At 70.7% G+C, this 17,491-nt stretch carries 17 protein-coding genes and 1 riboswitch; of the genes, 3 read left to right on the forward strand and 14 right to left on the reverse strand.

The features are described from left to right. Positions 1 to 13: 13 nt before the first annotated feature. From rplS to ACQ5BE_RS02935, 8 genes are all read right to left on the reverse strand, one after another. Positions 14 to 373: a 50S ribosomal protein L19 gene (gene rplS / locus ACQ5BE_RS02900; protein WP_208712742.1), complete on the reverse strand. Its 360-nt coding sequence runs from the start codon at positions 371 to 373 to the stop codon at positions 14 to 16. Between the two features lie 219 nt (positions 374 to 592). Further along, a complete protein-coding gene (gene trmD, locus ACQ5BE_RS02905; protein WP_430295397.1) occupies positions 593 to 1,402 on the reverse strand; it encodes a tRNA (guanosine(37)-N1)-methyltransferase TrmD in 810 nt (269 codons plus the stop codon). Next, a complete protein-coding gene (gene rimM / locus ACQ5BE_RS02910) occupies positions 1,403 to 1,960 on the reverse strand; it encodes a ribosome maturation factor RimM (RefSeq protein WP_430295398.1) in 558 nt (185 codons plus the stop codon). A 107-nt stretch (positions 1,961 to 2,067) separates the two neighbouring features. After that, positions 2,068 to 2,310 carry an RNA-binding protein gene (locus tag ACQ5BE_RS02915; protein WP_208712745.1) on the reverse strand — a complete coding sequence of 81 codons (243 nt, stop codon included), beginning with the start codon at positions 2,308 to 2,310 and terminating at the stop codon, positions 2,068 to 2,070. A gap of 1 nt (position 2,311) precedes the next feature. Further along, positions 2,312 to 2,722, reverse strand: a complete 411-nt coding sequence (gene rpsP, locus ACQ5BE_RS02920) for a 30S ribosomal protein S16 (RefSeq protein WP_208712746.1) — start codon at positions 2,720 to 2,722, stop codon at positions 2,312 to 2,314. A gap of 196 nt (positions 2,723 to 2,918) precedes the next feature. After that, the gene (locus ACQ5BE_RS02925; RefSeq protein WP_208712747.1) at positions 2,919 to 3,377 is read right to left on the reverse strand and encodes a hypothetical protein; all 459 of its coding nucleotides are present in this window, start codon (positions 3,375 to 3,377) and stop codon (positions 2,919 to 2,921) included. 99 nt (positions 3,378 to 3,476) lie between these two features. Continuing rightward, positions 3,477 to 4,358: a VOC family protein gene (locus ACQ5BE_RS02930; protein ID WP_430295399.1), complete on the reverse strand. Its 882-nt coding sequence runs from the start codon at positions 4,356 to 4,358 to the stop codon at positions 3,477 to 3,479. Between the two features lie 89 nt (positions 4,359 to 4,447). Beyond that, positions 4,448 to 5,554 (reverse strand): amidohydrolase family protein, encoded by a 1,107-nt coding sequence (locus tag ACQ5BE_RS02935; protein ID WP_430295400.1) that lies wholly within the window; start codon positions 5,552 to 5,554, stop codon positions 4,448 to 4,450. 31 nt (positions 5,555 to 5,585) lie between these two features. After that, a riboswitch (TPP riboswitch) is annotated at positions 5,586 to 5,693 on the forward strand. On the opposite strand from ACQ5BE_RS02935, the gene thiC reads away from it, so the two are divergent. After that, positions 5,691 to 7,448 (forward strand): phosphomethylpyrimidine synthase ThiC, encoded by a 1,758-nt coding sequence (gene thiC / locus ACQ5BE_RS02940; protein WP_430295401.1) that lies wholly within the window; start codon positions 5,691 to 5,693, stop codon positions 7,446 to 7,448. Its footprint overlaps the riboswitch before it by 3 nt. 291 nt (positions 7,449 to 7,739) lie before the next feature. Here thiC and ffh read toward each other — a convergent pair whose 3' ends face one another. Beyond that, the gene (ffh, locus tag ACQ5BE_RS02945) at positions 7,740 to 9,326 is read right to left on the reverse strand and encodes a signal recognition particle protein (RefSeq protein ID WP_430295402.1); all 1,587 of its coding nucleotides are present in this window, start codon (positions 9,324 to 9,326) and stop codon (positions 7,740 to 7,742) included. A 132-nt stretch (positions 9,327 to 9,458) separates the two neighbouring features. Between ffh and ACQ5BE_RS02950 the strand changes: the two genes are divergently transcribed. Continuing rightward, positions 9,459 to 10,892, forward strand: coding sequence for a glucose-6-phosphate dehydrogenase (locus tag ACQ5BE_RS02950; RefSeq protein ID WP_430295404.1), 1,434 nt, complete (start codon positions 9,459 to 9,461; stop codon positions 10,890 to 10,892). Between the two features lie 18 nt (positions 10,893 to 10,910). Here the strand turns inward: ACQ5BE_RS02950 and ACQ5BE_RS02955 are convergent, their stop codons facing one another. The 4 genes from ACQ5BE_RS02955 to ACQ5BE_RS02970 all read right to left on the reverse strand — a co-directional run bounded on the left by ACQ5BE_RS02955 (position 10,911) and on the right by ACQ5BE_RS02970 (position 14,657). Then, positions 10,911 to 11,249: a P-II family nitrogen regulator gene (locus ACQ5BE_RS02955; RefSeq protein WP_208712753.1), complete on the reverse strand. Its 339-nt coding sequence runs from the start codon at positions 11,247 to 11,249 to the stop codon at positions 10,911 to 10,913. Beyond that, positions 11,246 to 12,646, reverse strand: coding sequence for an ammonium transporter (locus ACQ5BE_RS02960; RefSeq protein ID WP_430295405.1), 1,401 nt, complete (start codon positions 12,644 to 12,646; stop codon positions 11,246 to 11,248). The genes ACQ5BE_RS02955 and ACQ5BE_RS02960 overlap by 4 nt, the downstream gene beginning before the upstream one ends. 284 nt (positions 12,647 to 12,930) lie before the next feature. After that, positions 12,931 to 13,269 carry a P-II family nitrogen regulator gene (locus ACQ5BE_RS02965; RefSeq protein WP_208712755.1) on the reverse strand — a complete coding sequence of 113 codons (339 nt, stop codon included), beginning with the start codon at positions 13,267 to 13,269 and terminating at the stop codon, positions 12,931 to 12,933. After that, entirely contained in the window at positions 13,266 to 14,657 is a 1,392-nt protein-coding gene (locus ACQ5BE_RS02970) for an ammonium transporter (protein WP_430295406.1), read from the reverse strand. The genes ACQ5BE_RS02965 and ACQ5BE_RS02970 overlap by 4 nt, the downstream gene beginning before the upstream one ends. Before the next feature lie 301 nt (positions 14,658 to 14,958). Here ACQ5BE_RS02970 and ACQ5BE_RS02975 point away from each other — a divergent pair, with 301 nt between their 5' ends. Then, positions 14,959 to 16,173 (forward strand): MFS transporter, encoded by a 1,215-nt coding sequence (locus ACQ5BE_RS02975; protein WP_430295407.1) that lies wholly within the window; start codon positions 14,959 to 14,961, stop codon positions 16,171 to 16,173. Positions 16,174 to 16,206: 33 nt separating this feature from the next. On the opposite strand, the gene ftsY is transcribed toward ACQ5BE_RS02975, so the two are convergent. Next, entirely contained in the window at positions 16,207 to 17,421 is a 1,215-nt protein-coding gene (gene ftsY, locus ACQ5BE_RS02980; protein ID WP_430295408.1) for a signal recognition particle-docking protein FtsY, read from the reverse strand. Positions 17,422 to 17,491: the final 70 nt, after the last annotated feature.

Here is a 17,491-nt window from a genome sequence, read left to right on the forward strand (position 1 = left end):
GGGCAGCCTGAGGCTACTTGGCAGAGCTGAAGTCGCGCTTCTCCTTGATCTTGGCGGCCTTGCCGCGGAGCTCGCGCATGTAGTAGAGCTTGGCGCGGCGGACGTCGCCCTTGGTGACAAGCTCGATCTTCTCGATGATCGGGGAGTGCACCGGGAAGGTGCGCTCGACGCCGACGCCGAAGGAGACCTTGCGGACCGTGAAGGTCTCGCGGACGCCGTGGCCCTGACGGCCGACGACGAAGCCCTGGAACACCTGGACGCGGGTGTTCTTGCCCTCGATGATGTTCACGTGCACCTTGATGGTGTCGCCGGGGCCGAAGGCGGGAACGTCGGAGCGCAGCGAGGCGGCATCGACGGAGTCGAGAATGTGCATGATCTTCTCCTGGCGAATGCCACAGGTCACTCGCTTTGGTCGCTGGCTCCCCCGTCCATGCGGCGGAGCCCGGAATCCGTGACCGCCAGCCGAAGGACCCGGCGAGGCGGCGTGTCACATGCCGTTGACCCGGGCCCCCTGTGGCAGGCCCGATGTCCGGCAGACACAACGGTCCATTCTGCCACACCCGCGGCCCCGGAGTCACACCGGGGTTCAGTCTCAGGGGCGCCGGAGCCGGCCGTCGGCAACCTCGTAGCCGAGCTCGCGGAGCACCGCACGCTCCGACTTCCCGTAGGAGGAGGCGTCCGCGCCGTCGAGGAGCTCCGGACGGCGCGCGGCCGTCCGTCGCAGCTGCTGCTCGAGCCTCCAGGAGGCGATCTTCCCGTGGTTGCCCGACAGCAGCACGTCCGGGACGTCGTGGCCCCGCCAGGACGCGGGCTTGGTGTAGACCGGATACTCGAGGAGCCCGTCCGCGTGCGACTCCTCGACGAGCGACTCGGGGTTCCCGACGACGCCGGGCAGCAGCCTCCCGACCGCCTCCACCATCGCCATGACCGCGACCTCTCCCCCATTCAGGACGTAGTCGCCGAGGCTTACCGGCCGGACATCGAAATGCTCACCTGCCCACTCGAGCACGCGCTCATCGATCCCCTCGTAGCGCCCGCACGCAAAGGCGAGCGTCGGCTGCTCCGCGAGTTCGTACGCCATGGCCTGCGTGAACACCTCACCGGCCGGCGAGGGGACCACGAGCACAGGCCGGCGTCGCGCGGGTCCCAGCCCGGCGCCGTCGTGCGCGAGCTGCTCCTCGAGGACGCGTTCGAGCGCGAGCGCCCACGGCTCGGGCTTCATCACCATGCCGGCGCCGCCGCCGTAGGGCGTGTCGTCGACCGTGCGGTGGCGGTCGAAGGTGAAGTCCCGCAGGTCGTGCACCGCGAGGCTCAGCAGGCCGTCCTCCTGGGCGCGGCCCAGGAGGGAGAGCCTGAGCGGGGCGAGGTACTCGGGGAAGATGCTGACGACGTCGATCCGCACCTAGTCCTCCCCGCCCGCCGGGGATTCCGGCTCGCCCTCGTCGCCCCCGCGGTTGAGCTCGAAGAGCCCCGCGGGGGGCGTGACGACGACGAAGCCCGCCTCGACGTCGACCTCGGGCACAATCTCCTCCACGAAGGGCACGAGGACCTCGCCGTCGGGCGTGTCGACGACAAGCAGGTCCTGGACCGGCATCGTCTGCAGCGCCGCGACGGTCCCGATCGTGCGCCCCTCGATGCGCACCTGGAGCCCCACGAGCTCGTGCTCGTACCAGCCTTCGTCCTCGGCCTCGGCGTCCTCGAGCTCGTCCGTCTCGACGAAGAGGCGCGTCCCGCGGAGCTCCTCCGCGCGGTTGCGGTCGGGCACCTCCGCGAAGGTCAGCAGGAGGACGTCCTTGTTCCAGCGGGCGCCGCGGAGGGTCAGCGGGCCGTTCGAGGCCGGTTCGACGATGAACTCGGCACCGGGGACGAATCGGTCCTGCGGGGCATCGGTGAGGACCTGCACGGTGACCTCTCCGCGGATTCCGTGGGGCTTGCCGATCCGGGCGACCTGAACGTGCATCGGGTGTGTGCTCTCCTCGGGGAGTGTGGTGGATGGGGCGCAGACGGCTCCGGCCCCTCCACCCTAGCGGGCAGAGGGGCCGGAAAAGGACCTCGAAAGGATGCCGGCTAGCGGCGGCGGTCGGTATCGATCACATCGACCCGCACCGGCTCACCCTCGGCGAGGGCCGCGACGACCGTGCGGAGCGCACGGGCGGTCCGGCCCTGACGGCCGATGACGCGCCCGAGGTCGTCCTGATGGACGCGCACCTCGAGGACGTCGCCGCGGCGGTTGCTCTTGGCGACCACCGCAACATCATCGGGGTTGTCGACGATCCCGCGGACGAGATGCTCGAGGGCCTCGGCCAGCAAACTACTCAGCCTCAGTCGTCTCGGCAGGGGCCTCGGCCTCGTCGGCCTTGGATGCCTTCGGCGTGACGGCCTCGGGAAGGATCACGGAGCCCTTCTCGGGGGCCACGTAGGGCTCCTTGCCCTTCGGGTACTTGAGGGTACCCTCGGCGCCGGGAAGGCCCTTGAACTTCTGCCAGTCACCGGTGACCTTGAGGATCGCCTGGACCTGCTCGGTCGGCTGCGCCCCGACACCGAGCCAGTACTGGGCGCGCTCGGAGTTGACCTCGATGAACGAGGGCTGCTCGGTCGGGTGGTACTTGCCGATCTCCTCGATCGCCCGGCCATCGCGCTTGGTGCGCGAGTCGGCGACGACGATGCGGTAGTACGGGGCGCGGATCTTGCCGAAGCGCTTGAGTCGAATCTTTACGGCCACTGGTGTGGTCACTCCTGTTTCTGCACATGAGGTAAGCCCGGACTTTTCCGCTCCCGTGGGGCGGGCCGTACTTCGTCAGGGCTCATATGGACACAATGCGCGCGGAGAGAGGGGGCCGCACGGATCGAGTACCTGTCTATTGTGCCAGATGATGTGGCGCTTTTGCATTCCATCCCGCCGAGGCCGGCCAGCAGGGTCACGACCCGGCCCAGACGAAGAGCTCCTGGTGGTCGGAGTCGTCGACGTCGGTCGCGAGCTTGGCGAGCTGCTCGACGTAGTCGTACGCCTCGCGCGCGTCGAAGGGAAGGTCCTCCTGGTCGACCCATGCCGCGGCGACGCTCTCGACGGCGTTCCCCTCGCCTTCGTCGGATTCGTACGCGAGGAGCTCCGCGAGCGCCCGGACCATCGTGCCGGGGACTGCGAGGAGGCTGTCGGACGCGACGTCGACCATGGTGAGCTCGTAGTCCGCGCCGGGGGCGTGCACGGCGGCGCCGACGAGGCTGCCGAGCTGTTCGATCTCGTAGTCCGAGACGCCCGGGATGCGGAGGCTCCCGGCGTCGTCCGGGGCGTCACCGCCGTCGAGTTGGGCGGCACGGGCGAGGGCCTGGGTGTGCGTGGACACGAAGACCTCGGCGAAGGGACTGGGAGCGGACACTTCTTCCCCCTCTGCGGCTGATGCGCTCGGCGCTGGTCGGAAAGGCACAACGTGCCCGCCCCGTCTGGAGCGGACACGTTGAGCGTAGCGCAGGCCGGATCAGCCTTCCACGAGGGCCATGCGGATCTGGTTCTTCCACGGGTCCTCGAACCGGAGCTCGGCACCTGTGTGGTGGCTCGCGACGCCGGCCACCTTGAGCCTGTCCGCCGCGGCACCGAGGTCGTCCTGTGCGGGGACCCTGATGAGCACCTCGCCGAGGCCCAGCGTGTCCTTCCGCGGGCCGGCGCCGCGGGAGTTCCACACGTTCATGGCCATGTGGTGGTGGTAGCGGCCCGCCGAGACGAAGAGCGCCTGGCCGTGCCATCCGGCCGTCTGCTCGAAGCCGAGGGTCCGCACGTAGAACTCGTGCGCAGCGGCGACGTCGCCCACCTGGAGGTGGACGTGGCCGACGCCGGCCGCGGCCTCGCGCTGCCCGCCCACTGACGCCTCGGTCAGGTTCTGGTTCAGGAAGGCCTGAGGGGGCAGCGGGAGGCTGTCCATGACAACCTGGTCGCCGTTCCAGGTCCACGTCTCGCGCGGCTTGTCGAAGTACAGCTCCACCCCATTGCCCTCGGGGTCCGTGAAGTAGAAGGCCTCCGAGACGAGGTGGTCGGCGCTGCCCGCGTACAGGCTCGGGTTGTACTGCGCGGCGGAGGCGACAGTCGCGGCCAGATCAGCGCGGTTGTCGAAGAGGATGGCCGTGTGGAAGAGGCCGGCCTCGCCCCGGCTCGGGATCTGCAGGCCCGCCGCCGGGCTCAGGTGCACGACCGGCACGCCCCGTCGCCCGAGGACCACGCCGCCGAGCGTCTCGGCAAACGGCACGAGGCCGAGCGCGCGCTCGTAGTAGTCGAGCATGAGCTTCATGCTGCCGACCTTGAGCATCACGGTGCCCATCTGCAGGTCGGCGGGAAGGAGGTCTCGGGTGGAGGCGGGAACGGTCATGGCGTGCTCCTGGGTGGTCGGGTCTGCATCAAGTGTATGATTTGTTGAAGCTTCAATCAACTGCAGATATTCCCTGGTCCCGCCGCCTCCTAGGCTTTCGCGTCCGCCTCTCCAGCGGCAGCAGCCCGCCGACCCCCGCGGAACACGTGCAGCGGGGCCCGGAGCGCCGAAACGTCCCGGCGGGGGTCCCCGGCTGAGATGACGACGTCGGCGGGGTCCCCCTCGGCGAGCCCCGCGGCGCCGAGCCATGCCCGCGCGCCCCAGACCGCGGCGTCGACCGCGGCGGCCGGGCCGATGGCGCCGGCGAGCTCGCCGATCTCGTCCGCGATCCGGCCGTGCGCGATCACGCTGCCGGCGTCGGTGCCGGCATAGACCGGCACCCCCGCCGTGTGCGCGAGCGCGACACGCTCGTGGCGCCGTTCCCAGAGAGCGCGCATGTGGGCCGCGTAGCGCGGGAACTTCGCCTCGCCCCGCGCCGCGATCTCCGGGAAGGTCGCGACGTTGACCAGGGTCGGCACGATGGGGATCCGCGCCTCCGCGAGACGCGGGATGTGCCGCTCCTGGAGCCCCGTCGCGTGCTCGAGGCAGTCGATGCCGGCGTCGAGCAGGTGATCGATCGTCTCCTCCGCGAAGGTATGGGCCGTGACGCGTGCGCCCTCGGCATGCGCGGCCGCGACGGCCGCGCGCACGACGTCGGGCGGGAAGGCGGGTGCCAGGTCGCCGGCATCGCGGTCGATCCAGTCCGCGACGAGCTTGACCCATCCGTCCCCCGCCAGGGCTTCCTTGCGCACCGCCTCGACGAGGTCCTCCGGCTCGACCTCGACGGCGAGCCCGCGCAGGTAGCGACGGCGCCGGGCCAGATGGCGCCCGGCCCGCACGAGTCGGGGCACGTCGTCCCGCGCCTGGAGCCAGCGGGTGTCGGCGGGGCTGCCGCAGTCCCGGACCAGGAGGACCCCGGCGGCAGCCTCTGTCCGCGCCTGGGCGAGCGTCTCGCCGTCGGCCGCGGCGCCGCCGGCCACGAGCCCGAGGTGGCAGTGCGCGTCGACGAGGCCGGGCAGCACCCAGCCGCCCACCGCCTCTGACGGCTCCTGCGCCGGGCGGTGGTAGGTGATACGACCGTCGACGATCCACGCCTCGGGCCGCTCGTCGTCGAGCCCGGCGAGCACGGGACCGGTCAGGTGAACCACGTCATGCATGCGCCCAGAGTATCGGGCGTGCTAGGGTCCAACGCGTCCACACGGGTGCCCTCGCAAGGGCTGAGATCGGGCTGACGCGGCCTGCGACCGTCGAACCTGTCCGGGTCATGCCGGCGTAGGAAGTGAGAGCTTTCCCTTGAGCACTGAGAACCTGCAAGAACAGCACCCTGCCCACTCGCTCGCGTTCCTCGAGGATGCCGAGCATGCGATCCGCGTCCCGGTCACCGAGATCGCGCTCGACGACTCCCCCAATGGCGAGGCCAACGCCCCGCTGCGGGTCTACCGGACATCGGGTCCGGGAAGCGACCCGGTCGTCGGGCTCCCGGCCTACCGCGCCGCGTGGATCGCCGAGCGGGCGGACACCGAGGCGTATGAAGGCCGCGGGCGCAACCTCCTCGACGACGGCCGCTCGGCCCTGCGGCGGGGCGCGGCGTCGGCCGAATGGAAGGGCGCCAAGCCCGTCCCGCTGCGCGCGAAGCCCGGGCGGCGGGTGACGCAGATGCACTACGCGCGCGCCGGCGTCGTCACGCCCGAGATGCGGTTCGTGGCGCTGCGGGAGAACTGCGACGTGGAGCTGGTCCGCTCCGAGGTCGCGGCGGGCCGGGCCATCATCCCGTCCAACATCAACCACCCCGAGTCGGAGCCGATGATCATCGGCAAGGCGTTCCTGGTCAAGATCAATGCCAACATCGGCAACTCCGCGGTGACGTCCTCGATCGCGGAGGAGGTCGACAAGCTCCAGTGGGCCACGAAGTGGGGCGCGGACACGGTCATGGACCTCTCCACGGGCGACGACATCCACACCACGCGTGAGTGGATTGTCCGCAACTCCCCCGTCCCGATCGGCACGGTGCCGATCTACCAGGCCCTCGAGAAGGTCAACGGCGACGCCTCCGCGCTGACGTGGGAGGTCTTCCGTGACACGGTCATCGAGCAGTGCGAGCAGGGCGTGGACTACATGACCATCCACGCCGGCGTGCTCCTGCGCTATGTGCCGCTCACGGCCGAGCGCGTCACCGGGATCGTCTCGCGCGGCGGCTCGATCATGGCGGGGTGGTGCCTCGCGCACCACGAGGAGAACTTCCTGTACACCCACTTCGACGAGCTGTGCGAGATCTTCGCCCAGTACGACGTCGCGTTCTCGCTCGGCGACGGCCTCCGCCCCGGCTCCACCGCCGACGCGAACGACGCCGCGCAGTTCGCCGAGCTCGACACGCTCGCCGAGCTCACCAAGCGGGCCTGGGAGTACGACGTCCAGGTCATGGTCGAGGGGCCGGGGCACATCCCGTTCCACCTCGTGCGCGAGAACATCGAGCGGCAGCAGGAGCTGTGTGACGGCGCCCCGTTCTACACCTTGGGTCCCCTCGTCACGGACGTGGCGCCGGGCTACGACCACATCACCTCGGCCATCGGCGCGACCGAGATCGCCCGGTACGGCACCGCGATGCTGTGCTACGTGACGCCGAAGGAGCACCTCGGCCTGCCGAACAAGGACGACGTGAAGACCGGTGTGATCACGTACAAGATCGCCGCCCACGCCGCCGATCTCGCCAAGGGCCACCCCGGGGCGCACGAGCGCGACGACGCCCTCTCGAAGGCGCGCTTCGAGTTCCGCTGGAGGGACCAGTTCTCCCTCTCGCTCGACCCGGCCACGGCCGAGGCGTTCCACGACGAGACGCTCCCGGCGGAGCCGGCCAAGACGGCCCATTTCTGCTCGATGTGCGGGCCGAAGTTCTGCTCGATGCGCATCTCCCAGGACATCCGCAACGAGTTCGGCTCCAAGTCGGCGCAGGAGGCGATCGCCGCCGGCATGGCCGAGAAGTCCGCGGAGTTCCTCGCCCAGGGCGGCAAGGTGTACCTGCCGGAGACGATCTCGGTGGGCGCACCCGAGTAGCCCGGTCCCGCGAGGTCACCCCCTCTGCGGCCGAAGTCACCCCCTCTGCGCCCGAGGTCACCCCTTCTGGGCTCGAGGTCACCCCTTCTGGGCTCGAGGTCACCCCGTGCCGCACTGCAGAACGCGGCCACTGGGTGACCTCGGCGCCACACGGGGTGACCTCGGCGCCACACGGGGTGACCTCGGCGGGGCGGGGTGGACGACGGCGAAGGGGCGCCTCCCGCTGGGAGGCACCCCTTCCGTCGTCGTGCTTCGGGCGACCGTCGTGCTTCGGCCGCGAATGGACCCCCCCTACTTGCCGAGGAACTTCTCGAAGCCCTTGGGCAGGTTGAGGCTCGAGGGGTCGAAGTCCTGGCCCTGCTGGGCGCCGAAGGCCGAGCCCTGCGAACCGAGCGCCTTCGACGCCCCGGCCGCGCGCCGTGCCTCAGCCTCCCGCGCTTGCTGGGCTGCCTTGGCAGGGTTGCCCGACTTGGCCTTCTTCTTGCCCTTGGCCGGCCCCTTTTTGGAGCCGCCGAAGCCGCCCGGTCCGGGCATGCCCGGCATGCCGGGGATGCCGCCGCCGGACGCCATCTTGCGCATCATCTTCTGCGCCTGGCCGAAGCGCTCGAGGAGGCCGTTGACCTCCGAGACGTGCACGCCCGAGCCCTTCGCGATGCGGGCGCGGCGGGAGCCGTTGATGATCTTGGGCGCGAGGCGCTCGTGCGGCGTCATCGAGCGGACGATGGCCTCGACGCGGTCGATCTCACGCTCGTCGAACTGCTCGAGCTGCTGCCGCATGTTCTGCGCACCCGGCATCATCATGAGCATCTTCTTCATCGAGCCCATCTTGCGGATCTGCTGCATCTGCGAGAGGAAGTCCTCGAGGGTGAAGTCCTCCTGGTCGGCGAACTTCTTCGCCATCCGGGCGGCTTCGTCCTTGTCCCAGCTCTTCTCGGCCTGCTCGATGAGCGTGAGGATGTCGCCCATGTCGAGGATGCGCGAGGCCATGCGGTCCGGGTGGAACAGCTCGAAGTCATCGAGGCCCTCGCCGGTGGACGCGAACATGACCGGGCGGCCCGTCACGGACGCGACCGAGAGGGCCGCGCCGCCGCGGGCGTCGCCGTCGAGCTTGGAGAGCACGACGCCGGTGAAGTCGACGCCTTCCTCGAAGGCCTTCGCGGTGGTGACCGCGTCCTGGCCGATCATCGCGTCGATGACGAACAGGACCTCGTCCGGGTTGACGGCCGCTCGGATGTCCGCGGCCTGCTGCATCATCTCGGCATCGACGCCGAGGCGGCCGGCCGTGTCGACGATTACCACGTCGTGGAGCTTCGCCCGTGCCTCGGCGACGCCGTCGCGTGCGACGGCGACCGGATCGCCGGTGGCGGCTTCGAACTCCGACTGCACCCCGGGGTGCGGCGCATAGACGGCGACGCCGGCGCGCTGGCCGACCACCTGGAGCTGGGTGACGGCGTTGGGCCGCTGCAGGTCGGCGGCGACGAGGATGGGCGAGTGGCCCTGGCCCTTGAGCCACTTCGCGAGCTTGCCCGCGAGGGTCGTCTTGCCCGCGCCCTGGAGGCCGGCGAGCATGATGACGCTCGGCGGGTTCTTGGCCAGGCGGAGCCGGCGCGTCTCGCCGCCGAGGATCCCGACGAGCTCCTCGTTGACGATCTTGACGACCTGCTGGCTCGGGTTGAGCGCACCCGAGACCTCCTCGCCCAGGGCACGCTCACGGATCCTGGCCGCGAAGTCGCGCACGACCGGGACGGCGACGTCGGCGTCGAGCAGCGCACGGCGGATCTCGCGGACCGTGGCATCGACGTCCGCCTCGCTCAGCCTGCCCTTGCCGCGGAGGTTCTTGAAGGTGGCTGTCAGGCGATCCGAGAGGGAATTGAACACGCGGAGTGCACTTCTTTCAGTATCGGGTGTCTGTCCGGACCGGCGCCGTGCGCATGAGGGCACACCCGACGCGCCGCGGCTCCAGCTTTCAAGGGTACCAACTGGTGCGGGCCGAATGGCATGCTGGCACTCGTGACTGCGACTGAGACCACCGCGACACCCACCCGGACGCTGCTCATCCTCGGCGCGTCGGGCGACCTCACGGGCCGCCTGCTGCTTCCCGGACTCGCCCAGCTCCTCGCCACCGGCCGGCACCCGGACCTCGTCGTGGTGGGCGCGGGCCACGAGGCGTGGACCGACCAGCAGTGGTCCGAACGCGTCCACGCCGCCACGGAGAAGGCCCTCACGGCAGCGGACGACGCCGGCCGCGCGGCTCTCCGGCGTCTCCGCACCGAGGCCGCGTACCGCCAGATCGACGTCACGGCGCCCGGCGCCCTCGCATCGCTCATCGGCTCCCTCACGCCGCCGGTCGCCGTGTACTTCGCCCTCCCGCCCTCGATCACCGAGAAGGCCTGCTCCCTCCTCTCCCATGCGGACCTCCCCGCAGGGACCCGCCTGGTGCTCGAGAAGCCGTTCGGCACCGGGGAACAGAGCGCTGAGGCGCTCAACGCCATCCTCCGTCGGCTTGTCCCCGAGCAGCAGGTGTTCCGCGTGGACCACTTCCTGGGCAAGGGAACGGTGCTGAACATCCTCGGGCTGCGCTTCGCCAACCGGGTGCTCGAGCCCGTGTGGAACCGGGACCACATCGAGAAGGTGGAGATCGTCTTCGACGAGGATCTGGCCCTCGAGGGGCGGGCTGGCTACTACGACACGGCCGGCGCGCTGCGGGACATGGTGCAGAGCCACCTCCTGCACGTCCTCGCGCTCATCGCGCTCGACGCGCCGGCGGCCCTCCACGAGCGGGACCTCCGGGACGCGGTCAGCACGGTCCTGCGCAGCGCGCGCGTCCCGCACCCCTATACCGAGTCGACGCGCCGGGCCCGGTACACCTCGGGCAGCATCGGCGAACGGCCGGTCCCCGACTACGCTGCCGAGCCGGGCGTGGACCCCGCACGCAGCACTGAGACTCTCGCTGAAGTCGAGGTGCGCGTCGACAGCTGGCGGTGGGCGGGCGTTCCGTTCGTGCTGCGCTCGGGCAAGGGCCTCGGGAGGAAGCGCAAGGAGGCGGTGGTCACCTTCCGGCCCGTACCGCACCTTCCGGTGGGGTTCCTCGGTTCTGATGCCCCCACGCGGCTGCGCGTCGGGTTCGGCCCGGACACCCTCCAGCTCGAGGTCGACGTCAACGGCCCCGGCGACGTGCTGACGCTCAACCGTGTGACCCTCGACGCCGACCTCAACGCGCCGGACCTGCTGCCGTACGGCGAGGTCCTCGACGGGGTTCTGGAGGGCGACCCCCTCCTCTCGGTCCGCGGCGACACCGCGGAGGACTGCTGGCGCGTCATCGACCCGGTGCTGGCCGCCTGGGCGGCGGGCGCTGTCCCCCTCGAGGAGTACATGGCGGGGAGTGCCGGACCGGCGGCCTGGGAGACCTCACGGAGCGGGGACGCCGGCGGCGAGAACGGCTGAGAGCGAGACGACCCTGCTCTAGATCGCGGTGCTGCCGCGTTCGCCCGTGCGGACCCGCACGACGTCGTGCACGTCCACGACCCACACCTTCCCGTCGCCCTGCCGACCCGTGGACGCGGCGGTGATGATGGTCTCGAGGATCTCGTCCGCCTGCTCGTCAGCGGCCAGGACCTCCACGCGCACCTTGGGGATGAGGTCCACGCTGTACTCGGCGCCCCGGTAGACCTGGACGTAGCCCCGCTGGCGGCCGTAGCCGCTTGCAGAGCTCACGGTCAGCCCCTGGACCCCGTAGGCCTCGAGGCCCTCGCGGATGGAGTCGAGCTTCTCGGGCCGGACGATGGCGGTAATGAGCTTCACGGGCCAACACTACCGGCACGGGTGCCTCCCGCCAGAACCTCCTCACGGGGCGTCTCCCGGTGCTTCTCGAGGTGCTCCTTCAGCAGGGTCTCGACGGTGTGCCTGACGCCGAGCGGGTGGAAGCCGCCGCCGGTCGAAGAGGACGAGTACGCGGTCTCGGCGTGGATCACGAGGTCGACGCCGGCCTCCTCCACGTCCTTCGTGACGCGGAAGCCCATGACCGCCTTGATCCCCAGCGCCAGGGCGAGGGCCACGCCGAACGAGTAGCCGAGCACGGACGCGGTGCCGAGAGCCTGGATGCCGAGGAGGTCCAGCCCGCCGCCGTAGAAGAGGCCGCGGCCGGGGACGGGCGCATCGGGGCTCGCCGCGAGGCCGATGAAGAGCGTGCCGACGATGCCGCCCACGAGGTGCACCCCCACGACATCGAGCGAGTCGTCATAGCCGAACCGGTACTTCAGGCCCACCGCGAGGGCGCACACGGCGCCGGCGACTGCTCCGAGGACGATCGCCCAGACGGGCTCGATCGTGGCGCACGACGGCGTGATGGCCACGAGCCCGGCGACCGCACCGGAGGCCGCGCCGAAGGAGGTCGCGTGGCCGTCGCGGACCTTCTCGACCACGAGCCACGACAGGACCGCCGCGCAGGGCGCGACCAGGGTGTTGATCCAGGCGAACCCGGCCTCGCCGTTCGCGGCCAGCGCGGAACCGGCGTTGAAGCCGAACCAGCCGAACCACAGCAGTCCGCAGCCGAGCATGACGAGCGGGAGGTTGTGCGGGCGGTGCTCCGGGTCCTTGCCGAAGCCGACCCGCTTGCCGAGCACGAGCGCCAGCGCGAGGCCGGCAGCGCCTGCCAGGACCTCGACGGCAGTGCCGCCGGCGAAGTCGATCAGGCCGAGGTGGTTGAGCCATCCGCCGATGAACGTGCCCTGGGCGTCCACCTTCGAGTCGAAGACCCAGTGGGCCACGGGGAAGTACACGAAGACGGCGAACAGGCCTGCGAACACCATCCAGGAGGCGAACTTGGCGCGGTCCGCGATGGCTCCGGAGACGAGGGCGACGGTGACGGTCGCGAAGACGCCCTGGAAGCCCACGAAGACAATCTCGGGGATCGTGCCGACGAGCGGCATCGAGCTGTCGGTGGCGAGGAGTCCGTGCAGGCCGAACCGCTCGAACGGGTCCCCGAACAGCCCGTCCCCGGCGTCCGTCCCGAAGGCGATCGAGTAGCCGAAGAGCACCCACAGGACCCCCACCAGGGCCAGCGCGCCGAAGCTCATCATCATCATGTTGAGCATCGACTTCACGCGGGTCATGCCGCCGTAGAAGATGGCGAGGCCAGGGGACATCAGGAGGACGAGGGCTGCCGAGACGAGGACCCAGGCGGTGTCGCCAGCATTCATCGGTGAGGCCTTTCGAGGAACGGATCGCGGAACCGGTCCCGCCTCCGCTCCCCCGAGACGCCTGCAGGACCACCTCATCAAGAGTCCCGCGGGGGTGTTTCCTCTGCGCTAGCGCCGTGTTGCCCGCGTGTTACAGGACGGCCACCGGTATTAATCCCTCGTCACAGCCACGTTAACGCCATGTTTCCGAGGAGGCCGGCTTCGCTTCACCCGAGCCCGGAAGCGGCGGGAGGACGACGGCGGGTGGGCACCCGCCGTCGTCCTCCCGCCTTCGTGGATGGACCCTAGATGGCCGCCGCCCCGCGCTCCCCGGTGCGGACCCGGACGGCCTCGTGGACGTCGACCGTCCAGGCCTTGCCGTCTCCGGCGCGTCCGGTGTTGGACGTGGTGATGATGACGTCCAGGATGTCGTCAGCCTGCTCGTCGGTCGCGAGCACCTCGACCCGGATCTTGGGGAGCAGGTCCACGCTGTACTCGGCGCCGCGGTACACCTCCGTGTATCCGCGCTGGCGGCCGTAGCCGCTCGCGGAGCTGACGGTCAGGCCCTGGACCCCGTAGGCCTCGAGGCCCTCGCGGATGGCGTCGAGCTTCTCGGGCCGGACGATCGCTGTGATGAGCTTCATGCCTTGACCTTCTTCTCCGTGGACTTCGCCGAGGGCGCCGTGAGCAGGTCGTCGGCATTGAAGGCCACGACCTCCGCCTCTGCCTTCGCACCGAGCGGGTGGAAGCCCGTGCCGGCCGAGCTCGCCGAGTAGGCGGTCTCTGCGTGGAGGGCGATGTCCACTCCGGCCTCCTCCGCCTCGCTCGAGACGCGGAAGCCCATGGTCTTGCTGATGATCCAGCCGATCACGAGGGAGAGGGCGAACGAGTAGAGGAGCACCGACCCGGCGCCCAGCGCCTGCTTGCCGAGGAGCTCGAAGCCTCCGCCGTAGAAGAGTCCCTCGCCCTTGGAGGGGGCACCGGGGCTGGCGGCGAGGCCGATGAACAGCGTTCCGATGATGCCGCCGACGAGGTGGACGCCGACCACGTCGAGAGAGTCGTCGTACCCGAAGCGGTACTTCAGGCCCACGGCCAGGGCGCAGGCCGCGCCGGCGAGGAGGCCGAGGACGATGGCCCAGAGCGGGCTGATCGCGGCACAGGCGGGGGTGACTGCCACGAGACCTGCCACCGCACCCGAGGCCGCGCCCAGGGACGTCGCGTGGCCGTCGCGGAGCTTCTCGACCACGAGCCAGCCGAGCACCGCGGCGCAGGGTGCCACGAGGGTGTTGATCCATGCGAACGCCGCGACGCCGTTGGCGCCGAGGGCGGAGCCTGCGTTGAAGCCGAACCAGCCGAACCACAGGAGGCCGGCGCCGAGCATCACGAACGGCAGGTTGTGGGGGCGGTGGTTCGGGTCCTTGCCGAACCCGTTGCGCTTGCCGAGGACGAGCGCGAGAGCCAGGCCGGCCGCGCCGGCGTTGATGTGGACGGCGGTGCCGCCGGCGAAGTCGATCACCCCGAGGCCGTTGAGCCAGCCGCCGATGAAGTTGCCGTCGGCGTCCTTGTTGGCGTCGAAGACCCAGTGCGCGACCGGGAAGTAGACGAGGATCGCGAAGAAGAAGGCGAACACCATCCAGGCGCCGAACTTGGCGCGGTCGGCGATCGAGCCGGAGATGAGCGCAACCGTGATGATCGCGAAGACGCCCTGGAATCCGACGAAGGCAAGCTCGGGGATGGTGCCGGCCAGCGGCATATCGTCACCTGTGGAGAGGATGCCGTGGAGGGCGAACTTGTCGAAGTTGCCGACGAGGCCGCCGAACCAGTCGGAGCCGAACGACATCGAGTAGCCGAAGAGCACCCAGAGCACGCCGACGAGGGCGATCGCTCCGAAGCTCATCATCATCATGTTCAGGACCGACTTGGCCCGCGTCATACCGCCGTAGAAGAACGCGAGCCCGGGCGTCATGAGCAACACGAGTGCTGCCGAGGCGAGCACCCAAGCGGTGTCGCCCGCGCTGAGGGTGGGGGTCATGGCCTTGCCTTTCGGGGGGGGTGGACGGAACTCTCCGGCCCTGCGCCGCCGTACTGTCCGCGGGCGGTTCGGGCCACTGAGAACAGATTCCTCCCCGGGTGTTTCGGCGAGACGCGGGCCACATTGCGCGTCCGTTACAAGTTGCTCCGCCGCGTTAACGTGCGGGCACCGGGATGTTTCCGGGATGTTTCCGCGGGCTCTGCCGGCCGACGCCACCGCTCGCCAGGCTGTCCCCGGGGCGGGACGCGGCCTGTGCCAGGCCGGAGGCCGGTCGCGGGCCCGCCTCACTTAGGGTTGACCCATGCCCCGCACCTCTGCACGAGTCCCCGTGCCCCGCGACGTCTGGGTCATGGTCGCGGCGGCGTTCGTTATCGCCGTCGGCTTCGGCCTCGTCTCCCCCGTCCTCCCGCAGCTCGCGACGAGCTTCGGGGTCGGGGCGACGGCCGCCTCGGTGATCGTGAGCGCCTTCGCACTGGCCCGCCTGACGCTCGCGCCGGCCGCCGGTTCCCTCGTGGACCGGCTCGGCGAGCGGCCCGTGTACGTCACGGGCCTCCTGCTCGTCGCGGCCTCGAGCGCCGCCTGCGCCTTCGCCCCGGACTACTGGACGCTGCTCGCCGTGCGCGGACTGGGCGGAATCGGCTCGACCATGTTCACGATCTCCGCCTCCGGCCTCATCGTCCGGCTCGCGCCGCCGGATGCCCGGGGCCGGGTGAGCGGCCTCTACGCGTCCTCGTTCCTGCTCGGCAGCATCACCGGCCCGGTCCTCGGCGGCCTGCTGGCAGGCTTCGGGCTGCGCGTGCCCTTCCTCGCCTACGCCGCGGCCCTCGTCGTCGCCGCCGCGGTCGTCCATCTCATGCTGGGCCGCGGCGGGACGGCGCGCACGACGGCGCCCGCGCGCCCGGCGCTGCTGCTCGCCGAGGCGCTGGGGCAGCCCTCGTACCGGGCCGCCGTCGGCTCGAACTTCGCCAACGGGTGGGCGACCTTCGGCATCCGCATGGCGCTCGTGCCGCTCTTCGTCACGGCCGCACTCGGCGCCGGCTCCCAGGCGGCGGGCCTCGCGCTCGCGCTCTTCGCCCTCGGCACGGCCGCGGCGCTCACCTTCACGGGACGCCTGAGCGACCGGTGGGGGCGGCGGCCGGTCGCGGTCCTCGGCCTCATCGCCACCGCACTCCCCACGGCGTTCCTGGGCGTGAGCCCCAATGAGGGCGTCTTCTTCGCGCTCTCCATCGCCGCGGGCTTCGGCTCAGGGTTCCTCGGCCCGTCGCTCCAGGCCACGGTCGCGGACTCGATCGGCTCGGAGCGCAGCGGCGGCCGACCCCTCGCGGTGTTCCAGATGGCGGCCGACATCGGCAGCATCCTCGGGCCGCTCGCTGCCGGCGCCCTCGCCGACGGGGTCGGCTACGGGTGGGCGTTCGCGGTCTCCGGCGCGTGCCTGCTCGCGGCCGTGCCGCTCTGGGCGGGCGGGCGCCGGCCCGCCCAGGAGGCCGACGCCGTCGTGCGCACCCACAACGGCTGAGGCGCGCCGGTCCGCGTGCGCCGGAGCGGCGGATCAGGCGAGGATGGCGTCCACGAACGACTCGGCGTCGAACGGGGCGAGGTCGTCCGGGCCCTCGCCGAGGCCCACGAGCTTGACGGGGACGCCGAGCTGCTTCTGGATCGCGACGACGATGCCGCCCTTCGCGGTGCCGTCCAGCTTGGTCAGGACGATTCCGGTGATGTCCACGACTTCGGCGAAGACCTTCGCCTGGGCCAGGCCGTTCTGGCCCGTCGTGGCGTCGAGGACCAGGAGGACCTCGTCGACGTCGGCCTGCTTCTCGATGACGCGCTTGACCTTGCCGAGCTCGTCCATGAGGCCGACCTTGTTCTGGAGGCGGCCGGCGGTGTCGACCATGACGACGTCGACCTCCTGCTCGATGCCGGACTTGACGGCCTCGAACGCGACCGAGGCCGGGTCGGCGCCGTCGACGTCCGACTTCACCGTGGGCACTCCCACCCGGGCGCCCCACGTGGCGAGCTGCTGCGCGGCGGCCGCCCGGAAGGTGTCAGCCGCCCCCAGGAGCACGTCCTTGTCCTCGGCGACGAGCACGCGGGCGAGCTTGCCGACGGTCGTGGTCTTGCCCACGCCGTTGACGCCCACCACGAGCACGACGGCAGGCTTGCCGTCCGTGCGGGCGACGTTGAGGGTGCGGTCCATCGTGGGATCGACGAGCCTGACAAGCTCCTCGCGCAGCATGGCGCGGACCTCCTCGGGGCTGCGCGTCCCCATGACCCGGACCCGCTCGCGGAGGGTGTCCACGAGGTCCATGCTGGCATCGGTGCCGATGTCCGCCAGCAGGAGGGTCTCCTCGACTTCCTCCCACACGCCCTCGTCGATCCTGTCGCTCGACAGGAGCGCGAGGAGTCCCTTGCCGAAGATGCTGTTGCTCTTGGCGAGCCGCTTGCGCAGCCGGATGAGGCGGCCAGCCACGGGGGCGGGGGCCTCGGTGGGGACGCGCTCGATGACGGCCTCGTCGAGGACATCCTCCGTGAGCGCCTCCTGGGGCTCCGCGGGGGGCGGCAGGGTCCCGACTCCGGTGGGCGCGGGCTCGGATTCGACGGAGCCTGGCCGCTCGGGGGCGATGACCTGGTCGTTGGCGTCGCGCGTGCCGGTGTAGTCGATCTTCTTCCGGCGGCCGCTCACGAGGCCGACGACGATCCCGGCGATCACGAGGACCACGATTCCGACGATGATGATGACGGGCAGCAGGGCGGAGAGGTCTGTCACGGTCCTAGCTTCTCACAGCGGTCGGACAGTGCATTTTCGTTCATTGACTCTGCGGGAACTGTCGTTGTTC

Origin of the sequence: Sinomonas sp. B1-1, assembly GCF_050474465.1 — a bacterium.
In the GTDB taxonomy this organism is placed as follows: Bacteria; Actinomycetota; Actinomycetes; order Actinomycetales; family Micrococcaceae; genus Sinomonas; species Sinomonas flava.

What these genes read in the sequence shown, in the direction of transcription:
- rimM (WP_430295398.1), bottom strand. Translation starts at nt 1,960, where the DNA reads ATGCACGTTCAGGTCGCCCGGATCGGCAAGCCCCACGGAATCCGCGGA.
- rplS (WP_208712742.1), bottom strand. Translation starts at nt 373, where the DNA reads ATGCACATTCTCGACTCCGTCGATGCCGCCTCGCTGCGCTCCGACGTT.
- ACQ5BE_RS02965 (WP_208712755.1), bottom strand. Translation starts at nt 13,269, where the DNA reads ATGAAGCTCATCACAGCGATCGTCCGGCCCGAGAAGCTCGACGCCATC.
- ACQ5BE_RS02970 (WP_430295406.1), bottom strand. Translation starts at nt 14,657, where the DNA reads ATGACCCCCACCCTCAGCGCGGGCGACACCGCTTGGGTGCTCGCCTCG.
- ACQ5BE_RS02975 (WP_430295407.1), top strand. Translation starts at nt 14,959, where the DNA reads ATGCCCCGCACCTCTGCACGAGTCCCCGTGCCCCGCGACGTCTGGGTC.
- ACQ5BE_RS02930 (WP_430295399.1), bottom strand. Translation starts at nt 4,358, where the DNA reads ATGACCGTTCCCGCCTCCACCCGAGACCTCCTTCCCGCCGACCTGCAG.
- ACQ5BE_RS02960 (WP_430295405.1), bottom strand. Translation starts at nt 12,646, where the DNA reads ATGAATGCTGGCGACACCGCCTGGGTCCTCGTCTCGGCAGCCCTCGTC.
- ACQ5BE_RS02935 (WP_430295400.1), bottom strand. Translation starts at nt 5,554, where the DNA reads ATGCATGACGTGGTTCACCTGACCGGTCCCGTGCTCGCCGGGCTCGAC.